16 protein-coding genes and 2 pseudogenes are annotated in these 18,393 nt (G+C 43.1%); 14 read left to right on the forward strand and 4 right to left on the reverse strand.

The features are described from left to right. Positions 1–368: 368 nt before the first annotated feature. The 9 genes and pseudogenes from PX482_RS00135 to PX482_RS00175 all read left to right on the forward strand — a co-directional run bounded on the left by PX482_RS00135 (position 369) and on the right by PX482_RS00175 (position 5,472). The gene (locus tag PX482_RS00135; RefSeq protein WP_002763229.1) at positions 369–551 is read left to right on the forward strand and encodes a CsbD family protein; all 183 of its coding nucleotides are present in this window, start codon (positions 369–371) and stop codon (positions 549–551) included. Positions 552–847: 296 nt separating this feature from the next. After that, a complete protein-coding gene (locus PX482_RS00140) occupies positions 848–1,324 on the forward strand; it encodes a CsbD family protein (protein WP_043999468.1) in 477 nt (158 codons plus the stop codon). Between the two features lie 50 nt (positions 1,325–1,374). Next, on the forward strand, positions 1,375–1,524 hold the full coding sequence (locus PX482_RS00145) for a lmo0937 family membrane protein (protein ID WP_110546089.1): 150 nt from the start codon (positions 1,375–1,377) through the stop codon (positions 1,522–1,524). A gap of 8 nt (positions 1,525–1,532) precedes the next feature. Then, positions 1,533–1,661: pseudogene (locus PX482_RS00150) on the forward strand (transposase); the annotation flags it as partial. 452 nt (positions 1,662–2,113) lie between these two features. Beyond that, complete coding sequence (locus PX482_RS27955) at positions 2,114–2,377, forward strand: zinc ribbon domain-containing protein (protein WP_419866688.1); 264 nt, start codon at positions 2,114–2,116, stop codon at positions 2,375–2,377. A gap of 233 nt (positions 2,378–2,610) precedes the next feature. Further along, positions 2,611–3,474 (forward strand): cyanophycinase, encoded by an 864-nt coding sequence (locus PX482_RS00160; RefSeq protein WP_002763233.1) that lies wholly within the window; start codon positions 2,611–2,613, stop codon positions 3,472–3,474. An 89-nt stretch (positions 3,475–3,563) separates the two neighbouring features. Next, entirely contained in the window at positions 3,564–3,980 is a 417-nt protein-coding gene (locus PX482_RS00165; protein ID WP_043999469.1) for a YggT family protein, read from the forward strand. After that, a pseudogene (locus PX482_RS00170) lies at positions 3,971–4,275 on the forward strand (transposase); the annotation flags it as partial. The gene PX482_RS00165 and the pseudogene PX482_RS00170, both read left to right, overlap by 10 nt. 309 nt (positions 4,276–4,584) lie before the next feature. Further along, on the forward strand, positions 4,585–5,472 hold the full coding sequence (locus PX482_RS00175; RefSeq protein ID WP_002751009.1) for a succinate--CoA ligase subunit alpha: 888 nt from the start codon (positions 4,585–4,587) through the stop codon (positions 5,470–5,472). Between the two features lie 500 nt (positions 5,473–5,972). Here PX482_RS00175 and PX482_RS00180 read toward each other — a convergent pair whose 3' ends face one another. Then, entirely contained in the window at positions 5,973–6,665 is a 693-nt protein-coding gene (locus PX482_RS00180; protein WP_287672814.1) for a class I SAM-dependent methyltransferase, read from the reverse strand. A 222-nt stretch (positions 6,666–6,887) separates the two neighbouring features. Here PX482_RS00180 and PX482_RS00185 point away from each other — a divergent pair, with 222 nt between their 5' ends. The 5 genes from PX482_RS00185 (at position 6,888) to PX482_RS00205 (ending at position 16,031) form a co-directional block, all read left to right on the forward strand. Next, on the forward strand, positions 6,888–7,811 hold the full coding sequence (locus PX482_RS00185; protein ID WP_288027094.1) for a glycosyltransferase family 2 protein: 924 nt from the start codon (positions 6,888–6,890) through the stop codon (positions 7,809–7,811). A 53-nt stretch (positions 7,812–7,864) separates the two neighbouring features. Next, complete coding sequence (locus tag PX482_RS00190) at positions 7,865–9,511, forward strand: hypothetical protein (protein ID WP_288121930.1); 1,647 nt, start codon at positions 7,865–7,867, stop codon at positions 9,509–9,511. Positions 9,512–10,609: 1,098 nt separating this feature from the next. After that, a complete protein-coding gene (gene gltB, locus PX482_RS00195; RefSeq protein ID WP_288121932.1) occupies positions 10,610–15,214 on the forward strand; it encodes a glutamate synthase large subunit in 4,605 nt (1,534 codons plus the stop codon). A gap of 68 nt (positions 15,215–15,282) precedes the next feature. Then, on the forward strand, positions 15,283–15,615 hold the full coding sequence (locus PX482_RS00200) for a type II toxin-antitoxin system Phd/YefM family antitoxin (RefSeq protein ID WP_002763237.1): 333 nt from the start codon (positions 15,283–15,285) through the stop codon (positions 15,613–15,615). Between the two features lie 179 nt (positions 15,616–15,794). After that, positions 15,795–16,031 carry a DNA cytosine methyltransferase gene (locus tag PX482_RS00205; protein WP_071825133.1) on the forward strand — a complete coding sequence of 79 codons (237 nt, stop codon included), beginning with the start codon at positions 15,795–15,797 and terminating at the stop codon, positions 16,029–16,031. Here the strand turns inward: PX482_RS00205 and PX482_RS00210 are convergent. From PX482_RS00210 to PX482_RS00220, 3 genes are all read right to left on the reverse strand, one after another. Further along, positions 16,001–16,201 (reverse strand): hypothetical protein, encoded by a 201-nt coding sequence (locus tag PX482_RS00210; protein WP_002751002.1) that lies wholly within the window; start codon positions 16,199–16,201, stop codon positions 16,001–16,003. The two genes, PX482_RS00205 and PX482_RS00210, sit on opposite strands and share 31 nt — an antisense overlap. Before the next feature lie 15 nt (positions 16,202–16,216). Further along, positions 16,217–16,408, reverse strand: a complete 192-nt coding sequence (locus PX482_RS00215; RefSeq protein ID WP_071821136.1) for a type II toxin-antitoxin system RelE family toxin — start codon at positions 16,406–16,408, stop codon at positions 16,217–16,219. A 198-nt stretch (positions 16,409–16,606) separates the two neighbouring features. Then, on the reverse strand, positions 16,607–18,393 hold a 1,787-nt coding region (locus tag PX482_RS00220), incomplete at its 5' end, for a S8 family serine peptidase (protein ID WP_288121933.1).

An 18,393-nucleotide genomic window follows, 5' to 3' on the forward strand; every position in this document is an offset into this window, starting at 1 on the left:
AATAGCCAGATTACATTGAGCAGTTGTTGGCTTCGTAATGTTTCTCATCAGTTGTTCTGTTATAAGAGATGCCCTTGTGTCAGGAAATCAAATCGGAGAGGGTTTTGTCAAGAGTCGAGAGAGAAATTGTATCTAAGACTAACAAAATTAGACCACCCACATTTAAGCCTTTTTGTCAATGCGTAATTTCTATGCTTGCAGAAACGGTATCGTTACATTTTGTGTCGTATTCAAGCAATTCATACAGACTCAATCAATTCATACAGTAAATCAGACAACCACCTGTTACAGTAACACCAGAAGCAGAATTGTTAGCTCAACTTAGGTAAGCAGTTCTCAAATCCAACAAATTCAATAAGGAGAGCATCATGAGCTTAAAAGATAGAGCCGAGGCAACCGCCAAAAATATCGAAGGTAAAGTTCAAGAAGCAGTAGGAGATCTGACTGGCGATCCCAAAGCTCAAGCAGAGGGCAAGGAAAAACAGGCAGAGGCAAAAGTTCGTCACACTATCGAAGATGTGAAAGATGAAGTCAAAAAAATTATTGATTAGTAGGTCGTTTGTCACGGCAACCGCCATTCAGACAAATGATTGAAACCAGGCTTTCATCGGAACTCTTCCTCAAAAAATGGTTTCTTTCGAGACAGGTGAAACACTAGGACAAGGCGGCGTAAATAAACCCAATATTACCAGATATCTAGCTTCTCAAAGAAGTCGAAGATCTCTCCCTCGGTAAATAAACTTACGCCGTCAAAGACTAGAAAAATCTTTCTCGAAAGGGTCTAGACAGTAGTTGTTCATCATCCATGTATCATCGATTCATCAAATTCTTTTTTGGAGTTAAAATGATGTCACTTCAACAGATTCGTCGCTTTTTTGTCACCATTATTTTAACTATAATGCTGGCAATTACTATAGCTTTTGATTTTGGAACTACAAATAGTTGGGCTGCAACTTTACCCACCCAATCGCAGACTCAAATCGCAAGCATGAATCGAGCCAAGGCAGTTACGAAAAATATTGAAGGCAAAGCTCAAGAAGCGATTGGCAACATGACAGGCGATCCCAAAGATCAGATGATGGGAAAAGCCAAGCAAGTCGAAAGTCAGGCTCGTAACGCAGCAGAAGATATAAAAGACCAGATGAAGTTAAAAGGGCGGGCAAAAGCAGTCACAAAGAACATTGAAGGCAAAGCTCAAGAAGCGATAGGTAAAGCTACTGGCAACCGCCAAGATCAAGTTGCTGGAAAAGCTAAACAAGTCGAAAGCCAAGTTCGCAATGCAGTAGAAGATGTGAAAGATCAGGTTCAAGATATACTCAATTAAGGATCGATGACTGAATTTTCATCACTTTTCTCTAAATCAAGGAGGGAAATATGTTTGATCTCGTTTGGACTGCCGTTGTTATACTTTTCATCCTCTGGTTGTTAGGATTCTCCATTAACATTGGCGGCGGCTTAATCCACCTGCTTTTGGTTTTGGTGCTGATTGGCGTTGTCTACAACTTGTTTATGAGGCGACGGTAATTGTTGATTCTCGAACACAGAAAGGGTCAAAAAATCGGGAAAAAGCAAGAATCAAAGTAGCTAAGATTCAGGCTCGAATCACCGATAGCAGAAAAGACCATTTACATAAGCTAACCACTCAATTAGTTCGTGAAAACTAAACGATTGTAGTTGAAAATTTAGCGGTAAAAGACCTGGTAAAAAACCCCAAGGTAAGCGCATCTTAACAATCCTTGACAAAATGAACTTTATGTGAGTTGCTTGCCCACGATTCAGGCATATTTGAGGAGAATTTGCCATCTCAATTGTTAAGCAAAAATCGACCAAATGGGTCGATTTCGTAACTATTCTGATTGACTGGTATCACTTGAAATGCCCACGCGGATGACAAAATTGGCCAATTGTCAATAGCGTTTGAGATGCTCTCACCCTGTAAAAAACCCGAAACTAGCTCAAGCTATATCAGATGTTAGTTGGGGAGAAATCACTCGACAATTAGCCTATAAATGCCGTTGGTATGGGAGAAACTATCGGGAAATAGATATAGCATTTCTGATTCACACGAGGTACATTCCCGAGCCTGAACAGCTTAATCAGTAAAGGTTTAAGTGTGCCGCACAGATGCGAGAAACGCTATAGATGGTTTCCTAGTTCAAAACGGTGCAATAATTGTGGGCATATCGTTGAGAAAATGCCGTTAAGTGTCCGAGAATGGGAGTGTCCTGAATGTGGAACTTGCCATGAAAGGGATGTTAACGCCAGTAAAAACATTTTGGCCGCAGGGCTTGCGGTATCAGTCTGGGTCGCGAGTGTCAGACCCGAACAGAGTAAGTCTGTGAAGGCAACTGCTAAGAAGCAGAAACCTAGATCGTGAGGTCTAGGAATCACCGTCCCTTTTAGGGCGGTGAGGATGTCAATCCCACCCCCTAAATCCCCCTTAAGGGGTAATTCTATCGTCTCCCCTGAAAGGGGAGATAAGAGAGGAGTGGGGACTGAGGGGGGTGGGGGCTGGTTTGCTCAACCGAACGGTATTGGGTAGGGGAGGTGTGAACGATTATAATTTAATTTTATGTTGTTGTGCTGTTTAGTTATTCAAGGAGTTTTTGTATGGAATCCACAAAAGAGCGAGGGCAATTAATCATCATTGGTGGAGCAGAAGACAAAGATGGAGATTGTCAAATCTTGCGAGAGTTTGTTCGCTGTGCTGGCGGGACTAAAGCTAAAATTGCCGTGTTAACGGCGGCAACAAGTGAGCCTCGTTCGGCTGGAGAAGCCTATACCCGAGTGTTTGAGCGACTCGGTGTCGAGGATGTATGTGTCCTCGATACCATTCACAGGGAAGATGCCGACGATCCAGAAAACCTGAAAATCATTGAGGAAGCCACAGGAGCGTTTTTTACCGGGGGAGATCAAGCCCTAATCATTGAACACATCAAGGGAACTCAGCTAGATACCTTACTTCACCAACGCAATCGGGAGGGAATGGTGGTAGGTGGGACAAGTGCCGGTGCTGCCATCATGCCCGATCTGATGATTATTGAAGGAGACTCCGAAACCAACCCACGCATGGACGCGATAGAGATGGGTCCGGGAATGGGATTTCTGCACTCAGTGGTGATCGATCAGCATTTTGCCCAGCGCGGACGGCTAGGTCGCCTGATTTCCGCTCTCTTACAGCAGCCAGCTAACTTAGGCTTTGGCATTGACGAAGATACAGCAGTAATTGTGGACGGTGACGAATTTAAAGTGGTGGGGCGTGGGGCTGTAACAGTTGTCGATGAATCAGAAGCAACTTATGATAATTTAGACGAACTGCTCAAAGATGAAGCGATGGCAGTGTGTGGAGTCAGGTTGCACATCTTACCTCAAGGATTCCGCTTTAACTTGAAAACTCGCAAGCCCGTTTTCTCTCGATCAATAGAGTTAAAGGATAGCAATCCTAAAAAGGAGGCAGAAGTTGAAAGGGAGTAGGTCGGAGGGAACAATCAGTGGTGGCTTGTACCCGCCACTGATTGGAGAATTTATTTAAATCAGAAAAATATTGACTCTGAGGTCTAAGAATGAATCACGATCGGGATGATGAAACCAATCTTGAGCGGCGACAAGAACTGCTACATGATGAAGAGGCTTTTCGACTTGATCAAGAAGAGAAACGCCTGCGATCTGCCAGACGAAGTAATACCTTAAATTGGATAATTAATAGCATTTTCGGGCTGGCAGGAATAGTGCAAATACTACTGGTAATGAGGTTCTTGCTGCGTTTGTTTGGTGCGAACCCACAAAATCAATTTGCTCAGTTGATTAATCATCTATCTGCACCTTTCATTGCGCCATTTTCCACCTTATTCATTAGTCCTGCTTCATCTGGTGGAGCAAACATATTTGATGTTAATATTGTGATTGCGATCGTAGCCTATGCTCTCTTGAGCTATACTTTGCACGGCTATAACTTGCATTTTTTCCTCAAATCACTCTAGTATTAGATAATGCCCGCTATCAAAAATGTAAAATTGTTGAATAATTGGCTCTTTCTTTGTCAATAGAATTACTCTATCTGCCGTCTTATTGCCTAATCTAAATTTAATTGAAAGCCTGTGGAAATTTGTCAAAAAGAAATGTTTGTATGGTAAATATTATGAAAACTTTTCCGACTTTTCTTCAGCTATTTATGAATGTCTGAATGATGCCTATCTGAAACATAAAAAAGAACTGGATTCCTTGCTCACTCTAGGATTTCAGAAGTTTAATAAATCTCAGATTATGAACGACTAAAGTATATCAGTTATCAGTCATCAGTAATCAGATGTGAGTTTTCAGTTCACAAGGGCCGAATCTAAAACCTAATTGGTTAAGCTAAAAGCTTTGATGTGCCTAGTTTCTCACCTTCTTTTTAGGTGAGAGAATTGCCAGATTCTTTCTTTTGCCTCTTGCATGAGTGACTCTTGCCTTCAGAACCTGATTACTGTTTACTGTTTACTGACCACTGAAAAAAACTCCCATCAACAGTGTCTCACTGATTACTGTTTACTGTTTACTGATTACTGTTTACTGTTTACTGAAACAACTCCCAACACTTAATATATGAAATGGACAGATAAAGATCAGATAATTATGCAAGGGATCGATCGACCCCTAGGCAAATATTATGCGGCACGATTGAAAGCTCAGGGAACCTGTTTAGTAGCGGGGGTGGCTAGTGGCCACGGTGGTGAGATAATCGCAGAGATACCAGTGTTTGATCTAGTGGCCGAGGCCGTTGCTGAAGCCGGAGAAATCAAGACCAGTTTAATTTTAGTCCCCCCCAATCAAGTCCTAGATGCGGCCTTAGAAGCGATCGCAGCAGCAATTCCCCAATTAATTATCGTCACCCCCGGAGTTCCCCCCTTGGATCTGGTGGAATTATTAAAGATAGCTAGTACCACCGGGACATTAATTCTCGGCCCCGGCAGCCAGGGTGTGATTATTCCCAATTATCTTTGGTTGGGTATTTGTGAACCGAATTTTTATCAATCGGGGACAATCGGTCTGATCACCCGCGGCGATCGCATAGGGGATGAAGTGGCGAAAACTTTAACAGCAGCGGGGTATGGTGAATCTATGGCGGTAAATTTGGGTACTGACGGCATTATTGGCTCCAATTTGTCCCAATGGTTGCAGGTTTTTGAGGAAGATGACAATACCGAGGCAATTCTCCTCGTCAGTCAGGTGGGGGGAAAGGCCGAAATCGAGGCAGCCAAATATATTGCCTCGGCGATCGAAAAACCAGTGATTGCCTATCTTGTGGGGTTAAATGCAGCGATTGAAACCAATTTCGGCGATACAGAAACAATTATTTCTAACCAACTTTCCTACTCTGTTGCCGCTAAGAATACCAGAAAAGATAGCTTACGTCATTTTCAAGAAGCTGGGGTGACAGTGGTAGAAAAATTAGCCGATTTACCTGCCTCTTTAGCTAAAGTCTTGTCCTGAATTTGACCCCATTGCTCCAATAATAAGCTGTTGACTACCTAAATTACTCGTTAAGACTGCACCGGAGTTGGGAGTACTGGAACTATCGAGGGTATGGTTATATATTTTTCAGCTTACTAGCCGCCGCCTTTTCCTTCCCCCCTTATCCCGAACTGAGGTTAATCATTAATAGACCTCTTGTAAAAATCAAAAATTGTTGTTAGGGTTAGGAGTCAGTAGCCAGTAGTCAGTAGTCAGGAGAATTAAGAATAAATAATAATCAGTTAAATGGTCTATTTACATATTTTATGCCATTTAATCCTTATTTTTGCCGTTTTTGAACCCTGAAAAATTAATTACGCAAGAGGTTTAATCAGTAATCAGTGCCCAGAAAGCGGAGCAAAGGGCAGAGTTAAACCTACCCTTTATTATCGGAAAAAGTCCTTTCTTTTCGTCTTTTTTTGATAACTTATTTTCTGTTTGTGGCCAGGAATAGATTTGTGGTTTTAGGAGTGACAGCCTTAGTGAACTAAAACGCAGAGATTAGACACTAAGCCCAGAAATTTCGGCTTATACCAGTGGAGAGTAACTTTTAAACCATTAATTCGGGCAGCTTGTTCAATAATACGGGCAAATTCATCTTCCGCAAGCAAGCGCAGATTTTTTTCCCTAGCCCAAAACTTCATCCCAATTAAGTTTAAGACAGCGCGATGCCAACTTCTCGGCAGCCAGTGGAAGAGGGGCAAGCGCGTATGAAATTCTAGCCAGTGGTAGCGATTAGGAGTGGTGATAAATAAGCGGGGACATAATCGCAGCAGGCTGCTGACGTATTCAATCTGCGATTGTTCATTGCCGACGTGTTCGATAACCGCCGATGAGATGATATAGTCAATTCCTTCTACTTGGGAAGGTGTGGGAGGCCAATCAAGGACAAGTAATCCGGGGAAAAATGCCGCTAAATGGCTAATTTCTTCAGGAGAACAGGCATAAACCTTAGCATCATCTTCCAGCAACCAGCGGATAAAGCAGTTACTCGCTTGTCTGGTGGTTTCCGGTGTGGAACCATGGTCTAAAAATTTTTTTCCCCTCACACCATCCACGGCATTCTCTAAAAAATCATACATTTTGCGGCGCATTTGCAGGGTGGTCTTGCCGTGAAGTTTCGCCAGGGGGCGGTTTTTGCCAAAATAATCGATGCCTAATTTTTCTACCATGAATCTATTCCTTAATTTTTTTTGAAGGACTTGACAACTGTTCAATATACACTTATATACTAACTAGGCACAAAAAGTTCGTGCGGTTGAGGGAAAAATTTTCTTAACCTTGATGGCCTATGGCCATTGACTACATATGGTTATGGTTAACCCCGACGAGGCTATCTCTGAAAAAACCAATCATAATCAGAGGTTCAACCAATAACAATCCACCTGGAAATAATGGAAAGCAGTGCAAAATTGGAGAGTCAATTATCGTCAAGTTCAGCAAGAAAGGAAAACAATGCTGCTTTTTCTATTGTCATTCCCGTCTATAATGAGGAAAAGGGTATTACTCCGACTTTAAAACTTCTCCAAGAACAACTAAAACTCTCTAATTGTACCTATGAGATTGTGGTGGTTAATGATGGTTCTAAGGATCGAACGGGTGAAATCTTGCGAGAACTTCAGGAATTGATGACATTTAGGTTAATCGAACATCCCAGAAATCGTGGCTATGGCGCAGCACTGAAAACGGGAATTAGACAGGCTAAATATGGCGCAATCGTGATTACGGACGGAGATGGAACCTATCCTAACGAAAGAATTCCCCAATTAGTTGCCCTGCTAGAGAATGCCGATATGGTGGTCGGGGCGCGTACTGGTGCGAATGTCAGTTATCCAACAATTCGCAAAATTCCTAAGTGGTTTCTTGTCCGTTTTGCCGAATGGATTAGCAATAGTCGCATTCCGGATCTTAATAGTGGCTTACGGGTTTTTCGTAAGAGCGTGGTCGAAAGATTTTTTAATATCTTACCCGATACTTTTAGTTTTACCACTACGATTACCCTCGCCATGTTGACTAATGGTTATTTAGTCCATTATGAACCGATTGACTATTTTGCTCGCCAGGGCAACAGTAAAATTAAGCCTATCCGGGATACTTTGCGCTTTGTCCAGTTAATCCTCCGGGTGGGAATGTATTTTGCCCCTCTCCGGGTTTTTCTTCCCATTGCTGGGTTTTTCTTTCTTGGGTTTTTATTTACCCTAATTCAAGATATTTTTGTTCATGAAGATCTCACAGAAAGAACTCTCCTGCTATTAATAGCGGCAACCCAAACAGGAATGTTTGCTCTTTTAGCAGACATGATTGATAAACGAACTTGATAATAAATATCGGTATAATCAGCATTTTTTGCGACAATTTGGAGAGGTATTAAATGAACTATTGGTTAAGTATAAAAACTATGATAAGTAAAGGTATAGTAGAGATTAAGTGTCAAGTCGTGTCGAAAATTTTTCCAATTATTTTGACTTTAATTTGTTTAATTAAACTATTCTTAACGAGAACCAGTGAAATAGTGGCCTCTCCCAGTGATCCCCAGAATTATCTAAGTCGTGCGGAAAGAGCGGTTTGGTTTTCCGATGGAATTGGTATCTTAAATTTAGGCCATCCCCCAGGTTATTCCTTATTTGTTTGGCTAGTCAGTTTTACAGGGATACCCTTGCGAATATTTCACGAACTATTTTACATTTTTTCAGTGTTTTTATTGATTTATTCTATTCGCTTACTAAAAGTACCGAAAATTGTCTGTGTTTTAGTTTTTTCTTTGCTAATTTTCTATCCTCTGACTTTCAGATTTTTTAATGATGCGAGAAGCGAAGCAATAACGGTTTCATTGTTTAATATATTGATTGCGTTGATCATATTTTTGTTGTTCAAGAAAAAAATATCAGAAAAAATCATTTATTCCTGTTTGGCTGGATTAACCCTCGGATTTATCGGCATTACTCGACCAGAAAAAGGAATTGAATACATCTATATGTTAAGTTTAATTCCAATTATGTTTTTAACCAAGCCTCAGTGGAAATTAAGAGAAAAAATCCAACAGTCTTGTTTTTTAGTATTTTTACCCCTGTTAGTCTTCATTATGGTAAATTTTGCCATAGTCTCACTTAACTCAATTTTCTTGGGTGTGCCAGGGGTAAGTTTGTGGAATGCACCTAGTTTTAAGGGTATGTATACAGGATTAATGAAAATAGATGCTGGTACTCCAGTCAGACAGGTTCCTATTAATCCAGCACAGTTAGAAGCAGCTTATCAAGTTAGTCCCAGCTTCAAAACCCTAGAACCTTTCCTTCCTAAAGAAGAAATTCGCGGTAAATTTACAGTCTGGCTGTTAGCAGATGCTGTGCGTGATAGTATCAACCCTGTTAATCCTAGGTCGGTAACTACTCGGCAAGTTTATCAAAAATTTACCGAAATTAATCAAGAGTTAAAAACTGCTTTTCGTAATCGTCTTTTACCAACAAAAGCTTTTGGCTTTAGCTATATAGATCCTAATTTTGGGATTTGGTTGCCTCACCTTAAGGAATCTTCTATAAAAGTGATCACCAAGTTTCTCTATCCTCCCTTTTCAGAAGTAGAAAAAATTTTTCTTGTGGACGATCCTAAGGCAAGTATTACCCTCTTTAATAAGGTAGCTAATCGTCGTGCAGCTTGGACGGGAAAAGAACGGCCTAGTAGAATAAGATTACTGTTAGTTAAAGTGATAACTAGAGCTATTCATATCATCAATACCATCGGGATAATTTCTATAGTATTCTTACTGATATACTATTTTTATAGTAAACCTAAATCACCCTTATTATCTAATTATGTATTTATTCTCTTGTTTATTATTGTGATTAATTTCCTTCGTTTGCTTTTATATTCTTTAGTGGATGCAAGTTTACTGTTGGTGCATATGCGCTATTCTTTCCCGGGTATGCCTTTATTTTCCGCCTTTTCCCTACTAAACATTTTTGTTGTTGTTAATTTATTATGGAAGAAGATAGAGAAAAACAAATTAGTTTCTATCAAGTAGTTTCATATATCAAACTTAGTGATACTAAATCCAGTTATTAAAGACTGATTATTTATTTCCCCTTTTGCCTTTTGCCTTTTGCCTATCCTCATAAGTAGCCTATACTCAACGGATTTAGTATGAGATTGAATCATGAAAAATATAGCGTTTCCTAAGCTAGTGAGGGTACACCTATTTTTCTTCCCTTTTGCATGAGTGCCTCTTGCCCTTTGCCTAAAACCCTTAACGGAGGCAGGAGGCAGGAGGCCGTTTTTGTAACGGGGATTTATGCCCCGCTCCAAAAACTTTTCGCCTTAAGGCGAGGTTTTAGACCTGATTTTTTCGATAAGCTTATCTTATCGAAAAAAGGGCATAAAACACTAAAATCATTGCAAAGTTGGGGCTTTTGTGACCCTAGGATACTGGCTGGCCAAAATATGGGGATTAATCACGATCCTGTCTTGAAAGCTCCACACAATCTGAGTTCGGGATAGGGAAAGGGAGAGATGATATGCTGAAAAACAGAACACCATCCAGCCGCTCTCGCCCTATGCTTAGGATAGACGCTTTATTCTGTCCTGTCGATGACTTCTGCCCTATATTTGAACCTAAATTAACCTCAGTTCTATTCAGTCTTATAACAGATCTTTGTTAGGTTGTTGCAACATATAAAGATACTTTTTAGACCAATTCTCCAAAGTCTGACTACAAAAGTCTCCTCTCCCAAGCATCCCCAACTGTCTAACTTAAAAGCGGCAGAATCTAGAATAGAAGGACTTTTAACTAAAATATTCGCTCAGGACTAAAAACACCCGTGTCTGGGGTTTAAATCTCGGTCTTAGCATTGATAATCCGACAATATTCTGCCAAAATAAGCACCTAGAAGGATGTTTCACCCCATCCAGGGGATTTTCGATGACAATTCCTAAGAGCTACTATATCATGGTAGATCACCTGTGATTCCTCAGACCGGCCAAGATAAAGATGGCAACAGGCAAAAATTAGGAAAAATCAGCGACAATCGAAACGGCAAGATCAAAAAAAATTCTCTTCTAGATTGACCCTTTCAGCAGACCAACTATCCCACCCTTCTAGACAACGACCCTAAGGATAACTTCTATGGCGCAACAAAATAACCTAAAAGCCGACAATATACACCAAATCGATCCCTATTGGGGTCCCCGATGGCTCGTAGAGGAACGGGACGCTTGCGGAGTCGGTTTTATTGCCGATGTGCGCGGTTCTGGTAGCCATCAACTGATTGAACAGGCCCTTTTAGCCTTAGGTTGTTTGGAACACCGGGGAGGCTGCAGCGCCGATCAGGATTCCGGTGACGGTTCCGGTATGATGACCGCTATCCCCAGAGATGTCCTCGCTCCTTGGTTCGCCGAAAATGGCTTAAATATGCCAGAATCTGAGCGACTAGGGGTGGGTATGGTCTTTCTTCCCCAAGCGGCCCAAGAACGCGCCGACGCTAAGGCACACATCGAAGAAATTGTCAATAAATATAATATTAAGATTTTAGGTTGGCGTGCTGTTCCCGTCCGTCCCCAAGTCCTCGGAAGACAAGCAAGGGAAAATCAACCCTACGTCGAGCAAATTCTGGTTACTTCCCCCGATTTAGCCGGTTCTCAATTCGATCGCCTACTCTATATTGCCCGTTCTGAAGTCGGTAAGCAACTGGCCGATGATTTCTATTTCTGTTCCTTTTCCTGTCGCACCATAGTCTATAAAGGCATGGTACGGGGCGAAATCCTGCGAGAATTCTATCTAGACCTGCAAAATACCGCCTATAGCAGTCAATTTGCCATTTATCACCGTCGTTTTAGCACCAATACCCAACCGAAATGGCCCCTCGCTCAACCGATGCGCTTATTGGGTCATAACGGCGAAATTAACACCCTTTTGGGCAATATTAACTGGATGTCGGCCCGGGAACCCGCTTTAGAAACCCAAGGTTGGACCCACGAAGAATTACAATCCCTGACCCCCATTGTTAACCCCGCTAACAGCGACTCCTATAACCTCGATAGCGCCCTAGAATTATTGGTGAGAACCGGTCGCAGTCCCCTAGAAGCAGCTATGATCCTAGTGCCGGAGGCCTACAATAATCAGCCGGATTTACAGGATTATCCCGAAATTATCGACTTCTACGAATACTATAGCGGTTTACAGGAACCCTGGGACGGTCCGGCTTTACTGGTATTCAGTGACGGGGGAATCGTCGGCGCTTGTTTGGATCGCAACGGTTTGCGACCGGCCCGTTATAGCATTACTAACAACGGTTATATCGTCGTTTCCTCGGAAGCGGGAACTATTCCCCTCGATGAAACCACCATTATCGAAAAAGGTCGTCTCGGCCCCGGTCAAATGCTCGCGGTGGATCTGGAAAAAGGCGAAATTAAGCGTAATTGGCCGATTAAACAGGAAATTGCCCGCTCTAATCCCTACGGTGAATGGGTGAAATCCCAACGCACCTTTATTGACAAAGAAACAGCGATAGACATTCCCTCTCCTAGTCATCTCCTTCCCAGGCAAACCGCTTTCGGTTATACTGCCGAAGATGTGGATATGATTATCGTTCCCATGGCAGAACAGGGAAAAGAACCGACTTTCTGTATGGGTGATGACACTCCCCTAGCGGTCCTCTCCAGTAAACCCCATCTTCTCTACGATTACTTTAAACAACGTTTTGCCCAAGTTACTAACCCCCCCATCGATCCCTTACGGGAAAGTTTAGTCATGTCCTTGACTATGTATCTGGGACGACGGGGCAATATACTTAAATTAGGGGTTGATGACGCACATTTACTGAAATTAGACTCTCCCCTGCTCAATAATGCTGAATTAGCCAAAGTTAAAACCTCTAGCTACAAAACAGCCGAACTTTCTACCCTTTATGATCTGACCACCGGCCCCCGGGGATTAGAAACAGCGATCGCTCATTTGTGCGCTGAGGCCGCCAAGAAAGTAGCATCGGGAGCGGAAATTTTAATTCTCAGTGACAGGACTGCTCCTATTGACGAAAAAACTAGCTATATTCCCCCTTTATTAGCTGTTGGTGCCGTCCATCATCACCTGATTCGCTCACACTTGCGTTTAAAAGCTTCCATCGTGATCGACACGGCCCAATGTTGGAGTACCCATCACTTCGCTTGTCTAATTGGTTATGGCGCTTCCGCAGTCTGTCCCTATCTTGCGTTAGAAACGATCGCCCAGTGGTGGATCGAGCCAAAAACTCAGAAATTGATGGAAAATGGCAAATTAGAAGCTATTAGCCTCGAAAAAGCCCTAATTAATTACCGCAAATCCGTAGAAGCAGGATTACTGAAAATCCTCTCGAAAATGGGTATTTCTCTCCTATCTTCCTACCATGGGGCGCAAATTTTCGAGGCGATCGGATTATCGGCAGATTTAGTTAAACTAGCTTTTAACGGTACTACCAGTCGCGTCGGGGGTTTAAGCATTGCTGAAGTGGCCCAAGAAGCGATCGCATTCCACAGCAAAGCTTTCCCCAATCTTACCGCTAAAAAACTAGAAAACTACGGTTTTGTCAACTACCGTCCAGGGGGAGAATACCACATGAATTCCCCGGAAATGGCGAAAGCACTCCATAAAGCCGTGGCCGCTCACTCCCAAGGTGAAGGATATGACCATTACGAAACCTATCGTCAAATCTTGCAGCAAAGACCTGTCACCGCTTTACGCGATTTATTAGAATTTAACAGCGATCGAGCTTCAATTCCCCTCGAAGCAGTAGAATCGATCGAAAGTATCCTGCAACGCTTCTGCACAGGGGGAATGTCCCTCGGTGCCTTGGGCCGGGAAGCACACGAAACCCTAGCGATCGCCATGAATCGCATCGGAGGTAAGTCCAATTCCGGAGAAGGGGGAGAAGATCCGATCCGTTACACCAGCTTAAGCGATGTGGATGCAGAAGGACATTCCGTGACTATGCCCCATCTAAACGGCTTAAAAAACGGTGATACGGCTAATTCTGCCATTAAACAGATAGCTTCGGGTCGTTTTGGAGTCACTCCCGAATACTTAATGAGTGGAAAACAGCTAGAGATTAAAATGGCCCAAGGAGCAAAACCGGGAGAAGGAGGTCAATTACCCGGGAAAAAAGTCAGTTCCTATATTGCCATGTTACGGCGATCAAAACCGGGAGTAACTTTGATTTCTCCCCCTCCTCACCACGATATCTACTCGATCGAAGATTTAGCGCAATTAATCTACGATTTACACCAAATTAACCCCCGGGCCAAAGTTTCCGTCAAATTAGTGGCCGAGATCGGTATCGGCACAATTGCGGCCGGAGTTGCCAAAGCTAACGCTGATATTATCCAGATTTCTGGCCACGATGGTGGTACAGGTGCATCACCCCTAAGTTCGATCAAACACGCGGGTAGTCCCTGGGAATTGGGAGTGACGGAAGTGCATCGGATGTTAATGGAAAATCAACTGCGTCATCGGGTGATTTTGCGCGCAGATGGGGGACTGAAAACCGGTTGGGATATCCTCATGGCTGCTCTCATGGGTGCGGAGGAATTCGGTTTTGGTTCCATTTCCATGATTGCCGAGGGGTGTATCATGGCCCGCGTCTGTCACACGAATAATTGCCCTGTGGGAGTCGCTACCCAGCAGGAACGTCTCCGCACTCGTTTTCCTGGAATTCCCGCTCATGTGGTCAATTTCTTTACTTTGGTGGCCGAGGAAACGCGGCAATTATTGGCGAAATTAGGCTATCACAGTTTAAATGAGGTGATTGGCCGGGCAGATCTGTTAAAAGTGCGCTCCGATGCTCGTTTAACTAAGACAGAATCCCTCAATCTCGATTGTTTGTTGAATTTACCCGATGGCCGTAGCGATCGCTCTTGGTTGCAGCACGAGGAAGTACATAGTAACGGTGCTGTCCTCGATGAGGAAATTCTAGCCGATAGCGAGATTAAACAGGCGATCGAGCAACAGGGAACCGTCAGCAAAACCTACAGGATTGTCAATACCGATCGCTCCGTCGGGGCGAGAATTGCGGGGGTAATTGCCCAAAAATACGGTAATGACGGCTTTGAAGGCGAAATTAAGCTCAATTTCCAGGGCGCAGCTGGTCAAAGTTTCGGAGCCTTTAATTTACCCGGTGTCAATCTCCATTTAGAGGGAGAAGCTAACGATTATGTGGGTAAAGGCATCTACGGCGGCGAAATTGTCATCTTACCGCCCCAAAACGCCAATTATCAGCCCGAAGATAACGCTATTATCGGTAATACCTGTCTCTACGGGGCCACCGGTGGGGTATTATACGTTAATGGTCGCGCTGGTGAACGCTTTGCTGTTCGCAATTCCACTGCAAAAGCGGTTATCGAAGGGGCCGGGGATCACCTCTGTGAATACATGACCGGGGGGGTAATTGTCGTGCTTGGTTCCGTCGGTCGCAACGTCGGCGCCGGGATGACGGGAGGATTAGCTTATATCCTTGATCCCTCCCTACCGGAGAAACTCAACCCCGAAATTGTCAAGATTCAACGGGTTGCCACGGCTGCCGGTGCGGAACAGTTAAAATCTTTAATTGAGGCCCATGTAGAACGCACTAATAGCCCCAAAGGTAAGTTAATTTTAGCTAATTGGGATAGTTATCTCGGTCAATTCTGGCAAGTAGTCCCTCCCTCGGAAGCGGATAGTCCCGAAGCGCAAATTAGCGCGGAGAAAACCTTAACTTCGGTGTAATTTCTTTGGGGTGCGTTACTCTTGGTTAACGCACCCATTGATTAATTTTTTGACTGCGGAGTTGATTAATGGCCATGCTGCCCATCCCCACCACCTATACTAGCTATACCCAAGCACAAGAACATTTTCTTCAGGTTTTAGAACAAGTAGAACTGGGAAACTCGATCGTTATTGTCCAACGTCAGGGTCATCATGATGTGGCCTTGATTGCTGCTGACGAATTATCCGCTTTATTAGAAGAAGTTTATCTTTTGCGCTCTCCAGCTAACGCTCAACGACTTTTTCAGTCCTTAAATTGGTCACAAGAAAGATTATCTCAGACAGCTGCCACCACTTCTCTAGAAGAATTACGTCAAGAATTGGAGACCGAGATTGAGCAAGAAAAAGCCGCAGAAGTCTGAAACCGAAATTGTGCGAGTTTTTACTCAATTATACCTAATCTAGTATCTCCAAATTGATTATATGGGGACATATTAACCTTAATTATTTAGACTACAGTTTTTATCGCTGCATAAGTCGGAACATTTGCTAAAATTTAGGATATATTCACTTTGGCTATCTTTGATGTCATAATTTGGCAATGACAAACGAAAAACTCAGATTTATCGATCTTTTTGCTGGTATTGGAGGGTTTAGATTAGCTTTTGAGAGCGTTGGTTATGACTGTGTATATTCTTGTGAAATAGACGAAAACTGTCGAAAAGTAGGAAAACGAGCCAGATTTAGAGATACAAGGGGAACTCTATTTTTTCCCATCTGCGAAATAGTAGAATTAAAGCAAGACAATCAATCAATATTTAGCATCTTCTTAACCTGATCTAGAGAATAAGTTTGACTATCTTTTTCTTCTTCTTTTGCTTGTATTAAATCTTCCAAATCCTCTAAGTCTTCTAAGATTTCTTTAATTTTCATAAACTCCTCATAAGTTAAAACAGCAAATTCTTTTTTGCCATTTTTGATTAAGAATTCAGGATGTAATTCAATCATTGTTTTCTCCTTAATTTAATTGTAGATATTTTGTCGATGTTTAACACGATAAATCACTAAAGTGATTTCTTCAACCTCAAATAGAATTCGATAGTTACCCACCCTTAAGCGATAATTAGGCGTAAAATTCTTTAATTGCTTGACATCTCCTTGTAAATTATCCGTAAACCAGAAGTTTTTTTCTGGTTTACGGATAATGGATTCCAGAAATTTAACCGTTACTTCAAGCTAAGTCTGCTAAAATCCTGATGATCCCCTCACCCAGTCAGCTACTGCCAAGGCTAAGATAATGTTAACGCTCCCCCCCAATTAGGGTTTTTTAGGCGATCGCATTTTAAAATTTTGTTTCATGTAAGGCGATCGCCTTTGGGAATTTCAGTTCACATAAAGGCGATCGCACTAAATTTAAATTAAAGTGTGAACATCAATACTGGCTAGACCACCCTCATTAAAGGCTTTAGCCAAATCACCTTTGCCATCTCCATTAAAATTGCCAGATAGCCATTGTTGAGCATCCCAAAACCCACCTTGACGAGTCGCCCATCGCTGCATGGAGAAACCACTGCCATTGGAAATGTGGACATCAATACTAGCTAGACCACCCTCATTAAAAGATTTAGCTACGTCATCTTTTCCATCTCCATTAAAATCACCCACTACCCATTGTTGAGCATCCCAAAACCCACCTTGACCAGTTGCCCATCGCTGCATGGAGAAACTGCTGCCGTTAGAAACATGAACATCAATACTAGCTAGACCACCCTCATTAAAGGATTTAGCGACGTCATCTTTTCCATCTCCATTAAAATCACCCGCCAGCCACTGTTGAGCATCCCAAAACCCACCTTGACCAGTTGCCCATCGCTGCATGGAGAAACTGCTGCCGTTAGAAACATGAACATCAATACTAGCTAGACCACCCTCATTAAAGGATTTAGCTACATCATCTTTTCCATCTCCATTAAAATCACCCGCCAGCCACTGTTGAGCATCCCAAAACCCACCTTGACGAGTCGCCCATCTTTGCATAGTAAGCAAGTTTGGGGGATTAGGATTAGTACCTCCCAAAGCCTTAAACACATTGAGCCGCTTACCAGAAACCGTTTTACCGGCAAGGGATGCCAGGGGGTCGCCCGTGTTCATTAAGGCGTTTTTCACCTGTTGGGCTGTCCAAGTAGGATTTTGTGACCACAATAAAGCCGCCGCCCCTGCCACATGGGGACTTGCCATGGATGTCCCTGAAAGGGTCGCGTATCCACCACCAGGAGCTAGACTGTAAATGTCTGAACCAGGTGCACCTAAATCTACGCTGGTTAAGCCATAGTTTGAACCCCACCAACCACCAGTGTTAGCAAATGTCACCAGTTGATCATTACGATTGGTAGCGGCAACTGAAATAATGTTGGCAAGGTTGTAGCTGGCGGGATAGAAAGGATTCGCATCATTATTGTTACCATTATTACCAGCCGCCGCAATAAATAAAGCCCCTGCCTGACCCGCCGCGTTAATCGCATTGTAGAGTCCTTGACTAAAACCGCCGCCTCCCCAGGAATTATTGGTGAGCTTAACTCCTTTGGCCGTCGCATAGTTAATTGCCTTAATGGCATTGGAGGTAGAGCCTGATCCTTGATCATTCAAAAACTTCAGGGGCATGATTTTGGCATTCCAAGCCACTCCTGTCACGCCGACCCCATTATTTCCTTTGCCAGCAATGGTTCCCGAAACATGGGTTCCGTGACCCTGAACATCACTGGGGTTATTGTCGTTGTAGGCAAAGTCCCAACCGCGAATGTCATCAACGTAGCCATTGCCATCGTTGTCAATGCCATCTCCGGCAATTTCCCCTGGGTTTGTCCAGATATTACCGGCCAAATCGGGATGATTGTAGTCAACCCCCGTATCAAGAACCCCAATCACTAAATTAGGATTGCCTTTTTGAATATCCCAGGCTTCCGGGGCATCAATATCGGCATCGGGAGTACCGCCACTTTGTCCGGTGTTATGCAATCCCCAAAGTTGATTAAAACTGGGGTCATTGGGGAACGTGGCCTGGGTACTAATTGTACCCAGCGTCCGAATATAGTCGGGTTCAATGTATTCAAAAATCGGATGGGAGCGATATTGTTTTAGAATCTTCTCCACAGAGAGCGACCCGGATAACTTCCAAATCTCTGCCCCCGTCAGTTTAATCG

The organism is Microcystis sp. M53602_WE12, from assembly GCF_030065455.1.
Taxonomy (GTDB): domain Bacteria; phylum Cyanobacteriota; class Cyanobacteriia; order Cyanobacteriales; family Microcystaceae; genus Microcystis; species Microcystis aeruginosa.